General features: G+C 71.8%; 16 protein-coding genes and 1 pseudogene. 10 read left to right on the top strand and 7 right to left on the bottom strand.

The features are described 5' to 3' along the window. The 4 genes and pseudogenes from H5J30_RS36410 to H5J30_RS36405 form a co-directional block, all read right to left on the bottom strand. A pseudogene (locus H5J30_RS36410) lies at nt 1-260 on the bottom strand (discoidin domain-containing protein); the annotation flags it as partial. Nucleotides 261-287: 27 nt separating this feature from the next. After that, the gene (locus H5J30_RS05110) at nt 288-1919 is read right to left on the bottom strand and encodes a hypothetical protein (protein ID WP_258563103.1); all 1632 of its coding nucleotides are present in this window, start codon (nt 1917-1919) and stop codon (nt 288-290) included. Nucleotides 1920-2041: 122 nt separating this feature from the next. Then, entirely contained in the window at nt 2042-2449 is a 408-nt protein-coding gene (locus H5J30_RS05105; protein ID WP_258563102.1) for a hypothetical protein, read from the bottom strand. Between the two features lie 68 nt (nt 2450-2517). Next, nucleotides 2518-2643 (bottom strand): hypothetical protein, encoded by a 126-nt coding sequence (locus tag H5J30_RS36405; RefSeq protein ID WP_258563101.1) that lies wholly within the window; start codon nt 2641-2643, stop codon nt 2518-2520. Between the two features lie 365 nt (nt 2644-3008). Here H5J30_RS36405 and H5J30_RS05100 point away from each other — a divergent pair, with 365 nt between their 5' ends. Together H5J30_RS05100 and H5J30_RS05095 are read left to right on the top strand one after the other, a co-directional pair. Further along, nucleotides 3009-3761, top strand: a complete 753-nt coding sequence (locus H5J30_RS05100; protein WP_181785952.1) for a DUF6879 family protein — start codon at nt 3009-3011, stop codon at nt 3759-3761. Nucleotides 3762-3773: 12 nt separating this feature from the next. After that, complete coding sequence (locus H5J30_RS05095) at nt 3774-4625, top strand: helix-turn-helix domain-containing protein (protein WP_181785951.1); 852 nt, start codon at nt 3774-3776, stop codon at nt 4623-4625. Nucleotides 4626-4892: 267 nt separating this feature from the next. Here the strand turns inward: H5J30_RS05095 and H5J30_RS05090 are convergent, their stop codons facing one another. Continuing rightward, a complete protein-coding gene (locus H5J30_RS05090; RefSeq protein WP_181785950.1) occupies nt 4893-5105 on the bottom strand; it encodes a DUF397 domain-containing protein in 213 nt (70 codons plus the stop codon). Next, on the bottom strand, nt 5080-5727 hold the full coding sequence (locus H5J30_RS05085; protein ID WP_309505434.1) for a DUF5753 domain-containing protein: 648 nt from the start codon (nt 5725-5727) through the stop codon (nt 5080-5082). The genes H5J30_RS05090 and H5J30_RS05085 overlap by 26 nt, the downstream gene beginning before the upstream one ends. Nucleotides 5728-6051: 324 nt before the next feature. Here H5J30_RS05085 and H5J30_RS05080 point away from each other — a divergent pair, with 324 nt between their 5' ends. After that, nucleotides 6052-6441 carry an ATP-binding protein gene (locus H5J30_RS05080; RefSeq protein WP_181785949.1) on the top strand — a complete coding sequence of 130 codons (390 nt, stop codon included), beginning with the start codon at nt 6052-6054 and terminating at the stop codon, nt 6439-6441. 78 nt (nt 6442-6519) lie between these two features. Here the strand turns inward: H5J30_RS05080 and H5J30_RS05075 are convergent, their stop codons facing one another. After that, nucleotides 6520-8463 (bottom strand): serine/threonine-protein kinase, encoded by a 1944-nt coding sequence (locus H5J30_RS05075; RefSeq protein ID WP_181785948.1) that lies wholly within the window; start codon nt 8461-8463, stop codon nt 6520-6522. A gap of 271 nt (nt 8464-8734) precedes the next feature. On the opposite strand from H5J30_RS05075, the gene H5J30_RS37395 reads away from it, so the two are divergent. The 7 genes from H5J30_RS37395 to H5J30_RS05040 all read left to right on the top strand — a co-directional run bounded on the left by H5J30_RS37395 (nt 8735) and on the right by H5J30_RS05040 (nt 15448). Further along, nucleotides 8735-9550, top strand: a complete 816-nt coding sequence (locus H5J30_RS37395) for a helix-turn-helix transcriptional regulator (protein ID WP_309505433.1) — start codon at nt 8735-8737, stop codon at nt 9548-9550. Between the two features lie 10 nt (nt 9551-9560). Continuing rightward, nucleotides 9561-10280, top strand: a complete 720-nt coding sequence (locus H5J30_RS05065; protein WP_181785947.1) for an SDR family oxidoreductase — start codon at nt 9561-9563, stop codon at nt 10278-10280. Between the two features lie 127 nt (nt 10281-10407). Further along, nucleotides 10408-12051, top strand: a complete 1644-nt coding sequence (locus H5J30_RS05060; protein WP_181785946.1) for a substrate-binding domain-containing protein — start codon at nt 10408-10410, stop codon at nt 12049-12051. A gap of 111 nt (nt 12052-12162) precedes the next feature. Beyond that, nucleotides 12163-12549 (top strand): TOBE domain-containing protein, encoded by a 387-nt coding sequence (locus tag H5J30_RS05055; RefSeq protein WP_181785945.1) that lies wholly within the window; start codon nt 12163-12165, stop codon nt 12547-12549. 45 nt (nt 12550-12594) lie between these two features. After that, on the top strand, nt 12595-13386 hold the full coding sequence (modA, locus tag H5J30_RS05050) for a molybdate ABC transporter substrate-binding protein (protein WP_181785953.1): 792 nt from the start codon (nt 12595-12597) through the stop codon (nt 13384-13386). Then, nucleotides 13383-14297 (top strand): ABC transporter permease, encoded by a 915-nt coding sequence (locus tag H5J30_RS05045; protein ID WP_181785944.1) that lies wholly within the window; start codon nt 13383-13385, stop codon nt 14295-14297. The genes modA and H5J30_RS05045 overlap by 4 nt, the downstream gene beginning before the upstream one ends. After that, nucleotides 14294-15448 (top strand): ABC transporter ATP-binding protein, encoded by a 1155-nt coding sequence (locus tag H5J30_RS05040; RefSeq protein WP_374100942.1) that lies wholly within the window; start codon nt 14294-14296, stop codon nt 15446-15448. Before H5J30_RS05045 ends, H5J30_RS05040 begins: the two co-directional genes overlap by 4 nt. Nucleotides 15449-15615: the final 167 nt, after the last annotated feature.

The raw sequence follows: 15615 nt of genomic DNA, 5'->3' as shown, positions 1-15615 counted from the left end.
ACGGGGCGCCCCCGGGCGAGGTCGGTACCGGGGTCGGCGCCGGACCCGGGGGTGGTGCCGGTGGCGTACGCCTCGATGTGCCAGAGGGAGTAGCCGTACTGCGTCGCGGGCCGGACGCCGAGGATCCGTATGTGCCGCGCCGCGACGGCCGGGAAGCGCACCTCGTCCACCCCGCCGTCGCCGCCGTCCGGCGCCAGGGTGACGGAGCCGCCCGGCCCGTGGAACGTGCGGTCGCCGTCGAGGCCGCGTACGCCGGGCATGGCCAGCGTGTGCAGCCGCAGCCGCCCCTAGTCGGCGGCGAGACCGGACGTGGCGTACACGACCGCGCCTGTGGGCAGGGTCGCGTAGCCGGCGGCACCCGTCCCGAAGCGCAGCACCGTCGCCGAGCCGTCGAAGCCGTCGCCGGCGCGCGTGTAGCGGGCGACGCGGCGGCCGGTGACCGCGAGGGCCGTGCCCGGGAGGAACGCGGGGGCCGCTCCCGTGACGTCGAAGAGCCAGTCGTCGTGCTCGGGCAGGAACGCGAACTTCACGTGCCCCGCCTTGCTCACCGCCATCGCCAGCGCGCGCGCCGACTGGTGGGCGACGAGGCCGACTTCGGCGCCGTAGTCCGTGGCCCCGGCCACGCTCGCCCAGTACCGGGCCTCGCTGACGGGCCGTACGTCGCCGTGCAGCCGGTCGCGCCAGGCGTGCAGCAGGTAGGCGGTCGCCACCTCCGCGCGCGCCTCCGGCTCGTACTTCGGCTCGCCGCTGAACTTCGTCAGCCGGTCCTCGGGCGGGTACGCGAGATACGGCTCCAGGTGCGCGGCGAGCATCCGCTCGGAGCGGGCGGTGTACGGGTCGGCCTGGCCCATGCGGCGCCAGGTCAGGGGGAGTACGTCGCGGCCGTAGAGGTGGTAGCGGTCGTTGACCATGGGGTGCGCGGACAGCCCGGCGGCGGTACCGAGGTGCGTCATCGTGTGCCAGAGCCCGTCGGCGTTGGGCTGCTTCGCGAGCACGTCGGGCAGCGGGGCGCCGGCGATGAGGAAGTGGAGGGCGTTGCGCCCGGGGTACGCGCCGGTGGACTGCTGGTACATCGGCGCGTAGGTGCCGTGGTTCTCCACGACGTGGTCCTCGTACATGTTCTGCGCGGTGTTCCACTCGGACACCGGCCGGCCGTCGATCAGCGTGCCGTTCTCGCGGTCGGCGGAGGGCAGCCCCGTCATGTTCGACAGCCACCGGGTCAGCCACTCCCGCCAGGCACCGGCGTCCGGATGGTCCGGGTGGTACGCGAGCCCGGTGGCCAGCGGCATCGACTTGGCGCCCATCTCCTCGATCTTCGAGTCGCCGCGGTGGCCCCCGGCGAGCCCGTTGGACGACCACCCGCCGCTGCGCGGATCCTCACCGGCGCCGAGGCCGGCGACGTACTGCGCGCCGCGGACGGCGATGGCGTCGACGTGCGCGCGGGTGGCGGCGTCCAACTCGTCCCACAGCAGCCGGGCGGCGGCGGTGAAGTACGACTCGAACGTCCCGTCCCAGAACACCCGCCCGCCCCACTCGTACCCGCCACCGCCCCAGCTCGCGCCGGTGGCCCAGAAGTTGGTGGCGGCGAAGTGCCGGATGGTCCGTACGGTGTGGTCGGCGAGGGTGTCGCGGTCGACGCCGGCGAGGTCGGCGTCGTACGTGCCGTGGGTGAGGAGCACCGCGTTGCCGAGGACGCTGACGAAGCGGAAGTCGGCGAGGGGGTAGCGCCCGGCGGCGGCGTCCCACTGCGTCTCGACCCAGCGGGTGTGCCGCAGCAGGAGCCGGTGGTAGAGCAGGGCTTCGGGACTCTCGGCGGGGGCGGCGACACCGACACCCGGCGCGGCGAGGGCGAGCCCGGCGGCGGTGGCCCCACTCGCGAGCAGAAACCGCCTGCGGGGAAAGGGAGTCGGGGTCGCCATAGCGGGATGCCTCCCGTCGCCGCGGTCAGGGCCCCGACTGTAACTCCTGTGACCGCCCGGGGAGTAGATCGCGGCGGGGCTGCCGGCGGATGCTCAGCGGACGAGTTGAAGGGCTTGTCTCATCAGTTCGTTGTCGCTGAGGGTGAAGGTGCCCGTGTGCAGTACGTCGTGGCCGTACATCTGATGGGCCAGTTCGATGCGGCGGTGCAGGCGCAGGCTCCATCCGGCGTCGGGATGTCGAGGCGGGGACCGGAGCCGCCGATGCGGGCGGACCAGCCGGTGCAGATGACCCAGCCGGCGCAGGCGACTTCGTGCCCGCCGCGGGAGCCATAGAGGCCCTGGGGGTGGTGGTCGGCGGCGACGGCCAGCAGGTCAGGGTGCTCCAGTTCCGGCACCGGCAGTGCGCCGACGATCGCGGTGGTCCCGAAGTCGCCGGTGGTGGTGTACGCGAGCAGGCAGCGGCGGTCCGGCCAGTGGTGCGTGAGCGGGAAGACGGTGACCCTGCCGTGGCCGGTCTGCTCGCCGCCCATGGTGCTCCTGTCGATTCCGGGCCGGCCCCGCGGGAACGCAGCCGCAAGGGCCGGCATCTCCGGGGATTTCAGCGGTGGCCGGGCGACGGGTTGCCGCCTTGGCCGTCACCGTCCTCGATATCGGTGTTGTCGTCCTTGTCGCCCGGGTCCCCGGACAAGACGAGGTTCAACGCCGAAGGGTTCGGGAGGTGCATGGTCGGGTGCCTCCTCTCAAGCGCGCCCCGGGCCGCCCGGGGCGGGGATCCGGGGCTGAGTCGGCGGGCACTTCCCACCGCAGTCACCTCCGGCTCTGACCACCCCGGCGAGCGACTGCGGGACTATGCCCGCCGGGGCGAGCGCGTCGCGGCGCTGTTCCGCAGCCGGGTACGGGTCCGCCGGGGTCTGTGCCATGTCCGGCACCGTAGATGGACGGCGACGTCGGCGGCAGCGAGGATTCTCGAATATGCGAGGCTCCTGCCTGCTCTTGCGCGGATATTCTTACGCAGTGCAGGTAGGGCCCGTGTGCACGTAGGGAACCGCGGCGATGCTCGTACCACTGACCCGACGAAGGGAGCAGCCCATGGCACGACTGCGGTACAACGGGAGCGGTTCCGGCGGCTCAGGGGGCGGCGGCTGCCCCTCAGTGCACGAAGACCTCGACAGCGGCGATGTGATCGTCCACGGCACGCCGGTCACCGACCCCGGGGAACTGGCGCAGCTCCAGCACCTCGACCAGGGGGAAGTCGCCGTGCGCCTACCGCGCGACGTCTTAGTCGACTTCGGCCCCAAGCCGCGCGCCCCGAAACTGGTGAGCGTGGATGAGTTCCTCCACCTCTTCGAGACCTTCGAGCACACCGCGTGGCGGCTGGAGACCCGGCGCCGCTACGCCAGCGACGAGGAGACCGACACCTGGGAGCAGTTCGCGGCCGGTGAGCCGGTGCAGTGGGACTACGACGACGACTGGTGCACCAACGTCCGCCGGCAGACCGGGCAGGGCAAACGCTTCGAGCGCGTACGCCTGGTGGACGACCCGCCGACCACCGGACAGTTGTACCTGCTCGACAACGCGCGCCGTAACTGCGCCGCCGGCGAGGACATCCGCAACCTTCCCCGCGCCGAGGCCGACCGCCTGCGCCTCCCCCCGGAAGACTTCTGGCTGTTCGACTCCCGGCTGGCGGCGCTCTTGAACTTCGACGGCGAGGACAACCTCCTCGACGTCGAGATGATCACAGAGCCCATGCGCGTCAACTGCTATGCCCAGATCCGCGACGCCGCTTGGCACCACGCGGTGGCGTACGACACGTTCGCGGCCGAACTGCCCCCCGGGCGCTGAGCGAGGGCGCCGGTGACCACCGACTACCAGCAGGCCCGCGCCGCTCTCGGAGACCGTCTCCGGGAACTCCGGCTGCTCGGGCCCGAAGGGCGGCTCACCGGTGCCCAGCTCGCCGCGCGGCTCGGCTGGCAGCAGTCGAAGATCAGCAAGCTGGAGACCGGTCGGCAGACGGCCACGGAAGACGACCTGCGCGCCTGGGCACGCGCGACCGGGCAGCCCGAGGCAGTCGACGAACTGCGGGCACGACTGCGGGCTTTCGAATCCCACATCCGCTCCTGGCGCCGGCAGCTCGCCACCGGGCACCGCCCGGTCCAAGACGCCATCACTGCCGAGCACGCCCGCACCACGACACTGCGGATCTGGGAGAACAGCGTCATGCCGGGCATGCTCCAGACCGCCGACTACGCCCGCAACGTCTTCACCCGGCACGCAGCCCTGATGAAGTCCCCCCGCGATACCGAAGCGGCCGTACGTGCCCGCATCCAGCGTCAGGAAGGGCTCTACGAGGCGGGCCGGCAGTACCAGATCATGATCTGGGAGCCGGTGCTCTACGCCGTCGTCTGCCCGCACGCGGTGCTGGCCGCGCAGCTCGACCGGCTCGTCAGCGTCATCGGGCTGGACACCGTCGAACTGGCAGTCGTTCCGGCCGCCGCATCCTTGAAGATCCACCCGTCGAACGGCTTCTGGATCTACGACGAGCGCCTGGTCGTCGTTGAGGACTGGCACGCCGAGCTGTGGATCGAGGACACCGGCAGCATCGACCTCTACCTGCGCACCTGGGAGACACTGCGCGACTCCGCGGTGTACGGCGCCGATGCGCACCGGCTCGTCGTACGAGCACGAAGCACACTCGGTTCGCCGTGAGACGTACTGGGGTGATCAGCTCCCGCGAGAGGGGACCCGGCATGGCTCGGCGGCTGCGCTCACCGGCACCGGCACCGGCAGCGGCGAGGGCAGTTGCCCCGCCGTGCACACGCACGGGCCGGGCTCGGGCCGCCGTGAAACATTGCGGGATGGCTCAGGTCGCCGCGGTCCGGGCCCCGACTGTAACTCCTGTGACCGCCTGGGGAGTAGATCGCGGCCCCCGCCCTGAGGCGAGGGCCGGTTACTCGGGTCGGTGAGTGGCGCGGGTCAGCCGTGGCGCTTGGCGAACTCCACGAGCCCGGCGAACCCCTCGCGGGTCAGCGTCAGGTGCGGGCCGTGCGGGTCCTTGCTGTCGCGGACCAGGAACTCACCCGTCGCACGCGCGTGGTCGGGTGCCCACTGGACGCAGTTGCCGCCCTGACCGTCGCTGTAGGTGCTGCTGATCCAACGCATGTCACGCGGGTTTGGCGTGCTGCTCATTCGCGTGCTCCTCCATGATCGAGTGCATGAGGCGCAGTGACCGGGCCTCTGACTCGGCCGAAGCGCGCAGCCGATCGTACGTGGCCGTCCACTCGCCTACGGCCGTCGCAGAGTCGTTCACATACCCGTGGCCGGTCGTTTCCGAATACAGGACTGCCGCCCCGTCGGCCTGCGCAAGCAGGATAAACGACAGTCCCGACGCGGGGGTACCCGCCGTGAACGGGAGGACTTGCAGGCAGATATGAGGGCTGGCAGCCATCGTGAGCAAGTGCTCCAACTGTTCGACCATGATGGCTCTGCTGCCGACGACTGTCCGCAGGACGGATTCGTGAAGGATCACCCACAGCAGGGGAGGATCCTTACGTTCCAGCACCTCGCGGCGGCGCAGCCGGAGCTCGACCCTCTGCTTGATCTGCGCGTCCGTCTCGCGTGGGTTCGCCGACCGGTAGACGGCTTCGGCGTACGCCGCGGTCTGTAGCGGACCCATGACGAACGCGTTCGAGTAATCCTCGATCTTCGCCGCGGTCCTCTCCAGCTCGACGTAGGGGATGAACCACTCCGGGTGCCCCTGCTTGCTCAGCTTGGTACGCAGCCGGGCATAGACACCGGGCGTGGTGGCCACCCGGTCCATGGCCTCCGCGAAGGCTTCGGACGCCAGGACGACGCCGTTCTCGACCTGTGCTGACCTGCGCCTGCTGGTAGTGCAACTCTTCCGCGAACTGACCCTGGGAAAGCCCCAGGGATTCCCGTAACGCCCGCGTCTCCTGGCCGAAATACGCGGCACCATTCGCGTGGCTTCGTTCCTGACCGGCCCTTTCGGTCACCTGTGCAATTCCCTTTCTTGCCACATTGCTTGGAATGCCTCCAGCCCTTTCGAGCCTACGCACGGCTCGGCCAGGGTGTGAGTGAAATCACGAACTGCCCCACTCGGAACGAGGCAAGAACCATGACCACGTATGCGCGCCAGTTCGTCCGGAGTCCCCGTTCGGTCGGTCAGGCGCGTGACTTCGTCGCGGCCCGCGTGGGCGCGGCTGTGGGTCCCGACCGCGCCGACGACATCCGCGTGTGCGTCTCCGAGCTGGTGACCAACGCCCTGGTGCACGGCACGCCGAGGGGCCGCCAGCTCCGTGTCCACGTCGCCGTCGACGACGGCGCCGTCCGCATCGAAGTCCACGACGCCAGCGGCGCATCCCCGTACCTGCGCCACCCCGCCCCCACCGACGACCACGGCCGCGGCCTCCAATTGGTCGACGCCCTCGCCGACGAGTGGGGCACGCGCGACCGCGACGGCCTCGGCAAGCTCGTCTGGGCCTCGTTCATCAGAACGGCGACTTGAGCGGGGGGCCGCTCACCATTCACGGCAGCGGACCGGCGCCTTCGGCCCGCGGTAACCCGCAGCTCACACGGCGGAGCCCTATCGCGCGCGGAGTCGGGCGGCGGCGGATGCCGCGAGGTCCTTCGCCATCCCGCAGAGATCCTCGGCGGGACGCTCACCGTGGACGTCGAGGCGCACCATCTCGGCGGCGGTCACGCCATCCTGGCCCTGGTACCTGTGGTGCTCGACAAGCGCGCTACAGGTGTCGCCTTCGTCGTTCGTTTTGACGACCGTGCGATATCCACTGAGTGTGAGGACCGTGCCGTCCTGAGCGGAGCCGGGCTGGTCCCGGAAGAAGCTCACCGCTGCATCGAGTTCGTCGACGGTGCTGGACCACTCGCAGCTCCAGTTCGCGATTGCGGCGTCCGGCACGTCGGCCCTGAGGCCGGGAACGACGGACAGCGCGGTGGCGTCGAGGAGTTTGCAGGCATTCCCCCAGACCAGCGAGGTTTGCGGGTAAGCCGATGCACGGCGGGGGATCGGACCGGCGTCGAGGACCTCGGCCGCGCTCACAGCGGCTCTTTCGGCGACCGTACACAGGGTGGCGTTGCCGCCGTTCACTGAGCCTTCGCCCATGTTGACGCGGACCTGGACCACCGTTTCCCCGGTGCTGCCGCCGGTGGTCAGCAGCCGGCTGCACTCATCGTTCTCGGCCTCGTCTTCGACGATGTCGATCCTCCCGATCGTGCGGAAGGGTTCGGCCCCCTGGGGCGGCGCGCTCTGAAGGAGGCGGATCTTTACGTCGATCCGGGTCTCATCGTCGACTTCTACCAGCACGTCGCAGCGGTCGAAGTTCCCGTAGTCCACATCCTTGCGGACGTCCTTGCCGGCGAACTGGTCGAGAACGGAGGTGTCGGAGAGGGCACACACGTTCGCCGTGTGCGGGCTGCCGATCAGGGCCTGCGCCCCCGGTTGCCCGCCCTGGCCGTCCTCGGACGCGGGCTTTCCGTCCTCGTCGTCGCCGCCGGGGATGAGGACGAGTGCCAGAGCCATCACAGCACCGACACCGAGCGCGGCTGCGAGCAGTGGCCGGCGTCGGCGCTTGGTGAGGGTGTCGGCGGCGGCAGCGCCCCCGAGTGCTGAAGCCGTGTCCTTTGAGGACCGAGGGCCGGCTGCGGCGACGTCCTCCAGCAGTTGCTTGGCCTCCGTGGCATCGGGGCGCTGTCGAGGGTTGCGTCGGAGCATGGCGGCGAGCGCGGGGTACAGCGGCCCCACGGCATCGGTGTCCAACTCGACGAAGCCCTGCTCGGCCTGTAAGTGCCTCAGACTCCGGGTGTTCTCCTCGGAGTCCGTGTCCTCCCGGTGGTCGTTGCTCTCCCTCTCCCCTGGCTCGCTGCCACGCGGCGGCGCACCGGTGACCAGGGCGTAGAGGGTGGCCGCCAGGCAGAACACGTCCGATACCGGCCGGGGGACACTGCCTCGGGCCAGTTCAGGAGCTGCGTAGTCCGGCGTGTAGCTGAAGGGGCCGTTGAACGTGATGGTCTCGCGGCCGCCGACCCGGTAGGCCGCTCCGAAGTCCAGCAACTTCGCGTCGCCGCGCCGCGTGAGGCCGATGTTCGCAGGCTTGACATCGCAGTGAACGATGCCTTCCTCGTGCAGGGCGACCAGCGCGTCGGCGAGTTGGGCGCCGATGCGGGCCGCCTGTTCGGGGGAGACCGGCGGGTGCCGGTCCAGGCCGCCGCCGGGCACGTACTCCATGACGAACCAGTACGTGTCCGCGTCGCCCCCGTCGGCCTCCGACGCCACGGCGACGACGTCGTACAGGGTCACGACGTGAGGATGGTCGCGGAACTTGGCCATGGTCCGCGGCTCGCCCAACAGCCGACGCACCGCTGTCTCGCCCTCGCCGTCCGTCTGCTCCGGCTTCAGCGCGACGTCCTGACCCACCACTGTGTCGTGTGCCAGCCACACATCGCCGCCGCGCCCCGCGCCGATGACCTCCTTGAGGACGTAGCGGTCGGCGAATTCCTCCCCGGAACGCAAGATCTACCCCCTCGCTCGACTCTGCAGACGCGACCAGCGCCACGCGCCGGATCGAACCTGCTGTGTAAGGAGAACTGTGCGCAGGGTCACCAGCGCTTTCAACAGTCGCCCTTATCGGTGGCCGCAGTCTGGCCGGAAGTGATTGGACGACTGACTGGATGACAGCCAGCTTCCGCCCCGGCCGCCGGGGTCCCCACCGCCACGACCGGTCGCGAGGGGGTGATCAACACGTGTGGGCCGCTGCCGGGGTGGAGTGGCCTGAGGAATCATCGTGGTGGTGAGCGTGAACGTGCACTCCATCCCGGCGCGGCGGCAGCCGGAGCCGTGCGAGTCCGTGGCCCGCACGGCCCCGACCCACCTGGCGCCGTACGTCGTCGGCTGCTCGGCGTTCCGCGCGGGCGGCGGTACGCCCGTACGCCACCGGCTGTTGCCGGTCAACGCCACGGTCCTCGTCATCGACGTCACGGGCGCCGACCGCCTCGTCACCGGCGCCCGCTCCGCGTACGGCATCCACACCACGCGGCGGTGGCGCGAGGGCGTCACCGTCGGCCTCACCCCGGCGGGGACGGCGGCACTGCTGGGGGTGCCGGCGCGGGAGTTCGTGGGCGGGACGGTGGAGCTGGCGGACGTGCTGGGGCGGCGGCGGGAGGAGGAACTGGCGGAGCGGCTGGCGGAGGCGGGGCCCGGCAGGCTGGATGTACTGGAGGAGACGATGGGGACCTGGCTGGAGGCGGGGACCGGCAGTCCGGCCACCACCCTCGTCGCCGCGGCCTGGACCCGGCTCCAGCGCCAGGGCCGCCGGATCCCCGTCTCGGTGCTGGCGGCCCGGCTGGGGGTCAGCCGCCGCTCCCTGGAGCTGCGCTTCCAGCGCGAGATCGGCATGCCGCCGGGCCAGGTGGCCCGTATCGCCCGCCTCCAGCACGCCGTCGGCCGGCTGGCCGACCCCTCGTCCGGCCTCGCCGCCATCGCCGCCGCCTGCGGCTACGCCGACCAGCCGCACTTCACCCGGGACGTACGGGAGCTGACGGGCCTGACGCCCACCGCGCTGTGCGCAAACCTTCAATACCGGGAGCCGGCGCCCGGATAGCGTCCCGCGCATGCTGCTGAACGGTAGGACGGCACTGGTGACGGGCGGTTCCCGGGGCATCGGCCGGGCGATCGTGACCCGGCTGGCGCGCGACGGGGCGCGGGTGGTCTTCACGTACAAGGAGAACGAGGACGCGGCACACGAGGTCGTACGCGACGTCCCCGGCACCCGCGCGGTCCGCGCCGACCAGGAGCAACCGGACGCCCTCGCCCGCGCCTTCGCCCCGGTCCGCGACGGACTCGACATCCTGGTCAACAACGCCGCCGTCAACCCGCGGATGCCGCTGGCGGAGCTGACGGCGGAGGAGTTCGACCGGGTCATGACGGCGAACGCGAGGTTCGGCGCACTGGCGATGCGCGAGGCGGCGGCCCTGATGCCGGACGGCGGCCGGATCGTCAACATCTCCACCCTCAACACCGTGGTCCCGGCGCCCGGCCACGCGCTGTACTGCGCGAGCAAGGCCGTACTCGAACAGTTCACCCAGGTCGCCGCCCGCGAACTGGGCCCCCGCGGCATCACGGTCAACACGGTCTCCCCCGGCGCCACGGAAACCGACCTCCTCCACGCCACGAACCCCCCGGAGGCCCTGACCCAGACGGCAGCCATGACCGCACTCCAACGCCTGGGCCGCCCGGAGGACATCGCGTCGGTGGTCGCGTACCTGACGGGCCCGGACGCGGCATGGATCACGGGCCAGAACCTCCGCGCCACGGGCGGCCTGCTGATCTGAGCGAACACGGCATGGCGTAAATGGATGTCGGATGAACATTGGCCGGACGGTTCCGGCATCTCCGGCGGTCTGCCGTGGGCACTCCGCACCCTGGGTTCCTTCACAGGGGAGTCAGGGGGCCGGGCCGGTGGGCGAACGGGTCGAGCAGTGGATCGCGATTCTCAGTCTGGCGTTTCCCGTCGTGGCGTTCCTGTGGGAGTTCGCCGTCATCGGCCGCAAGCGGCTGGGTTACCGCGTGCAGATGGACACCCTGGCCGCCGACGCCGCCAACAAGCCGTACGCCGGGGTGCTGGGGGACATGCAGCACGACGGGCATCAGCTCAAGGACCCGTCGTTCGTGCTGCTGCGGATCGAGAACGCCGGGTCGGTGAAGATCGTCTCCGAGGACTATCTCGCCGACCCCGTCGACCACCACGGCATCAAGGTCACCTTCCGGGACCGCCGGGTCACGGCCGTGGTGCTCACCGACCCGAGCAACGAGGTGCTGCGGGACTTCTTCTTCGAGGTACGGACCGAGGGCGACGCCGTGCGCGAGGTCGTCGCCAAGCCGGGCTTCCGGCGGCACAACAACGACGCGGACCGTACGGGCACCATCCAGCTGCCCAAGGTGACGCTGCCGCGCGGGGCCGAGTACAAGGTGCTCGTCGTGCTGGAGCGCTGGCCCGACGACAACGGCACCGACCGGTTTCCGGCGCCGGTCGTGCAGGGGACCGACGGGATGGACCGGTGGTACGACCCGCTGGCGCGGGTGCTGCGGCTGCGGGCGACCAGGACCGAGAGCCACGTCTTCGCGTCGCGGCCCGCGTGGTGGGCGATCTGGGTGCTGATCGCCGCCGTTGTGGTGCAGGCGAGTTTCACGCTCTTCCTGCGGGACGACCGGCGGCCTCCGCTGGGTTGTGTCGGCGGCACGCTGCACCTGCACGGGTCCACCGCCTTCGCGCCCGCCGTACGGGCCGCGGCCGACGACTACCTCGACCGGTGCGAGGGGGCGGGCGTGTCGATTCCGCTGGCGGACGACACGTTCCGCGGCAGTACGGACGGTGTGACCGACCTGGACGAGGCGGGCGCGGCGGCGGAGGTCCCGGTCGGCAAGGGGCTCGGCGACCACCTCGCCTTCACCGACGGCCTCGCCTCCGCCGGCCACCCGCGGCTGATACCGCGGCCGGTCGCCTTCTCCGTCTTCACCCTCGTCGTCAACAAGGACGCGGGCGTGGAGAATCTGACGCTCGCGCAGATACGCGACGTCTTCGCCGGCCGGGTCGAGAACTGGTCCGAGCTGGGCGGCAACGAGGTGCCCGTCCACCTCGTCAACCGCGAACCCGGCTCCGGCACCCGCAGCACCCTCGTCGCGAAGGTGCTGGACGGCAAGGAGCCGCCGCAGTTCACCGAGACCGACTGCGCCGCGCTCGGCACGCGGACGTACGGGCGCTGCGAGGTCAGCAGTACGGACACGATGCTCGACGCGACCGCCGCCGGGTCCGGTGCGATCGGCTACAGCGAGGCCGCGGGGGCGGCCGGGCACCGGGCGGCCGGCGAGCTGGTCAAGGTGCGGATCGACGGCAGGGAGCCGACCGCGGCGGGCGTCGAGGACGCCGGTTACCCGTACTGGCAGACGGAGTTCGCGTACACCTACGGCGAGCCGCCGGCGGGCTCCGTCGCCGCGGCGTTCCTGAACTTCCTCACCCAGCAGACCGGCCGCGACATCATCCGCGACCAGGGCCACGGCCTGTGCTCCGAGACGCGGAACACGGGCGAGTGCCGGCCGGGGTGAGCTGCGGGTCACCGTCGTAGAACGCATATGCAAGCTACATTCTCGTATCGCTTGGCGTGTGCTGAGCATCCAGTGACTTTTACCTTGCAGATGCGGCATTATCATCGGCGCATGTACACGTACCGGATGGGAGACGCCGCCGCCCTGCTCGGTGTCAGCGCCGACACCGTCAGGCGCCTGGTCGACGCCGGGAAGCTGGCCGCCGAGCGCGACGAGGCGGGGCGCCGGATCATCCCCGGGGCGGCGCTCGCGGCGTACGCGCGGGAGATGCGCTCGACGGAGCGGGGGTCCACCGGATCCTCCGCCCGCAACCGCTTCGCCGGGATCGTCACCGACGTGCACATGGGGGACGTCTCGGCGCAGGTGGAGATCCAGGCGGGGCCGTTCCGGGTGGTGTCCATGGTCAGCCGGGAGTCGGCCGAGGAGCTGGGGCTGGCGCCGGGTGTGCCGGCGGTGGCAGTGATCAAGTCGACCAACGTGGTCGTCGAGAGACCCTAGACGTCAGGGAGTTGACCTGTGAGGACCCGTAGCAGCAACCGTCCCGTGCTTCTGGCGGCCGGCGTGGGCGCCGCCGCCCTGCTCGTGCTGAGCGCCTGCTCCGACTCCGGCTCCGGTTCCGAGGCGGGCAAGGACGATGCCGGCGCCGCTTCCGGTGAGCTGTCCGGCGAGGTCACCGTCTTCGCCGCCGCCTCGCTCACCGAGAGCTTCGAGGAGCTCGGCGCGCAGTTCGAGCGGGACCACCCCGGTACGAAGGTGACGTTCAGCTTCGGCGGCAGCGACGCCCTGGCCGCGAGCATCACCGGCGGCGCCCCCGCCGACGTCTTCGCCTCCGCCAGCCCCACCACCATGGAGATCGTCACGGACGCCGGCGTCGCCGCCGGCACCCCCGAGACCTTCGTCCGCAACCGGCTGGAGATCGCCACCCTGCCCGGCAACCCGGACGGGGTCGCCTCCCTGGAGGACCTCACAGAACCGGGCCTGAAGGTCGTGCTCTGCGACGAGGCGGTGCCCTGCGGGTCCGCCGCGCAGAAGGCCCTGAACGCCGGCTCGCTGAAGCTCACCCCCGTGTCGTACGAGGAGGACGTCAAGTCCGCCCTCAACAAGGTGGTGCTGAAGGAGGCCGACGCCGCCGTCGTCTACAAGACCGACGTGCGGGCCGCGGGCGGCAAGGTCGAGGGCGTGGACTTCCCCGAGTCGGCCGACGCCATCAACGACTACCCGATCACGCTGCTCAAGGACGCGCCGAACACCGCCGCCGCCGAGGCGTTCGTCGAACTGGTGCGGTCCGCCGAGGGGCAGAAGGTGCTGACCGGGGCCGGGTTCCTCAAGCCGTGACACCCCCTTCCACCGCGGGCGCGGGTACGGGCGGTAGCGACGGCGGAGGCGGTGGTCCGCGGGACGTCCTGACCGGTGGCCCCGCCCCCTCCAGGCGTCCCAAGTCCAAGCCCGGGAAGCGGACCCGCGTCCGCACCGCCGCGCCGCTGCCCCTGCTCGTACCCGCGCTGCTCGGCCTCGCCTTCCTCGTCCTGCCGCTCCTCGCCCTCCTCCTCCGCGCCCCGTGGAGCAGCATGCCGGAGCTGCTGACCAGCGCCGAGGTGTGGCAGGCGCTGCGGCTCTCCCTCGTGTGCGCGACCGCGGCGACCGCGCTGAGCCTGGTCATCGGGGTGCCGCTGGCGTGGCTGCTGGCGCGGGTGGAGTTCCCCGGGCGCGGGCTCGTGCGGGCGCTGGTGACGCTGCCGCTGGTGCTGCCGCCGGTGGTCGGGGGCGTGGCGCTGCTGATGGCCCTGGGGCGCAACGGGGTCGTGGGGCGGTGGCTGGACGACTGGTTCGGCGTCACGCTGCCGTTCACGACCGCGGGCGTGGTGGTCGCCGAGGCGTTCGTGGCGATGCCGTTCCTCGTCATCGCCGTCGAGGGCACGCTACGGGCCGCGGACCCCCGCTACGAGGAGGCCGCCACCACCCTCGGCGCCTCCCGCTTCACCGCCTTCCGCCGCGTCACCCTGCCGCTCGTCGCGCCGGGCATCGCGGCCGGGGCGGTGCTGGCGTGGGCGCGGGCGCTGGGCGAGTTCGGCGCCACGATCACGTTCGCGGGCAACTTCCCGGGGCGTACGCAGACGATGCCGCTGTCCGTCTACCTCGCGCTGCAGAGCGACCCGGAGGCGGCGATCGCGCTGAGCCTGGTGCTGCTCGCGGTGTCGGTGGCGGTGCTGGCGGGGCTGCGGGACCGGTGGATGACCTCGGCATGAGCGACGATCCGGCACGCGGAGGAGACGTGGCACGCGGAGGGGGCCCGGTGGACCGAGGGGATTCGGTACGCGCAGGAGAGCCGGTACGCGACGGAGATCCGGTACGCGCAGGGGACGGGCTCGACGCCCGGCTCGTGGTCGAGCGCGGCGCCTTCCGGCTCGACCTCGCGCTCACCGCCCGCCCCGGCGACGTCGTCGCCCTCCTCGGCCCCAACGGCGCCGGCAAGACCACCGCCCTGCGCGCCCTCGCCGGGCTCGTCCCGCTCACGGACGGGCATCTGCGCCTCGACGCCGCGGAGTTGGACCGTACGCCCCCGGAGGACCGCCCGGTCGGCGTCGTCTTCCAGGACTACCTGCTCTTCCCGCACCTCAGCGCGCTGGACAACGTCGCCTTCGGCCCCCGCTGCCACGGCGCCACCAAGGCCGAGGCCCGTGCCGAGGCCGCCGGCTGGCTGGCGCGGATGGACCTCGCGGAGCACGCCGCCGCCAAGCCCCGCCGGCTCTCCGGCGGCCAGGCCCAGCGCGTCGCCCTCGCCCGCGCCCTGGCCACCCGCCCCCGGCTGCTGCTCCTCGACGAACCGCTGGCCGCCCTCGACGCCCGTACCCGCCTCGACGTGCGCGCGCAGCTCCGCCGCCACCTCGCCGACTTCGAGGCCGTCGCCGTGCTCGTCACGCACGACCCGCTGGACGCGATGGTGCTGGCCGACCGGCTCGTGGTGATCGAGGACGGCCGCGTCGTGCAGGAGGGCGCGCCCACGGACATCGCCCGCCATCCGCGTACCGACTACATCGCCCACCTCGTGGGCCTCAACCTCTACCGGGGGCGGGCCCGCGGCCACACCGTCGACCTCGACGGCGGACCGGCGATCACCACCGCCGACGACCTCACAGGACCGGTCTTCGTCGCCTTCCCGCCCAGCGCCGTGACCCTGCACCGGGAGAGGCCCACCGGCTCCAGCGCCCGCAACCTCTGGCGCTGCGCCGTGGCCGGCCTGGAAACCCACGCGGACCAGATCCGCGCGGAACTCACCGGCGAACTCCCCCTGGCCGCCGACCTGACCACCACCGCCGCCGCCGAACTCGACCTCCACCCGGGCGCCACGGTCTGGGCGGCCGTCAAGGCGACCCAGACCCGCGCGTACCCGGCCTGACCCCGGGGGCCGGGAACCCAGGGGCCGGGAACCCAGGGGAGGGGAGCCCGGGGCCGGAACCCCGGGGGGCCCTGCCAGAGGGCTCGCCTACTCGTCGTCGTCCGCCGCCTTCTTCCGGTTCACCTTCGGCGCCTGCGGCGAACTCGCCGCCTCCGCCTCCGCCTTGG

Origin of the sequence: Streptomyces phytophilus (genome assembly GCF_013870535.1) — a bacterium.
GTDB lineage: Bacteria > Actinomycetota > Actinomycetes > Streptomycetales > Streptomycetaceae > Streptomyces > Streptomyces phytophilus.
Note: the sequence above shows the minus strand (reverse complement) of the source record. Positions and strands in the feature narration are given on the sequence as shown.

Excerpts from the sequence above, each read along its gene's own strand:
- H5J30_RS05110 (WP_258563103.1), bottom strand. The coding sequence starts at position 1,919 with ATGGCGACCCCGACTCCCTTTCCCCGCAGGCGGTTTCTGCTCGCGAGT.
- H5J30_RS36405 (WP_258563101.1), bottom strand. The coding sequence starts at position 2,643 with ATGCACCTCCCGAACCCTTCGGCGTTGAACCTCGTCTTGTCCGGGGAC.
- H5J30_RS05100 (WP_181785952.1), top strand. The coding sequence starts at position 3,009 with ATGGCACGACTGCGGTACAACGGGAGCGGTTCCGGCGGCTCAGGGGGC.
- H5J30_RS05055 (WP_181785945.1), top strand. The coding sequence starts at position 12,163 with ATGTACACGTACCGGATGGGAGACGCCGCCGCCCTGCTCGGTGTCAGC.
- H5J30_RS05080 (WP_181785949.1), top strand. The coding sequence starts at position 6,052 with ATGACCACGTATGCGCGCCAGTTCGTCCGGAGTCCCCGTTCGGTCGGT.
- H5J30_RS05065 (WP_181785947.1), top strand. The coding sequence starts at position 9,561 with ATGCTGCTGAACGGTAGGACGGCACTGGTGACGGGCGGTTCCCGGGGC.
- H5J30_RS05040 (WP_374100942.1), top strand. The coding sequence starts at position 14,294 with ATGAGCGACGATCCGGCACGCGGAGGAGACGTGGCACGCGGAGGGGGC.
- H5J30_RS05105 (WP_258563102.1), bottom strand. The coding sequence starts at position 2,449 with ATGGGCGGCGAGCAGACCGGCCACGGCAGGGTCACCGTCTTCCCGCTC.
- H5J30_RS05090 (WP_181785950.1), bottom strand. The coding sequence starts at position 5,105 with ATGAGCAGCACGCCAAACCCGCGTGACATGCGTTGGATCAGCAGCACC.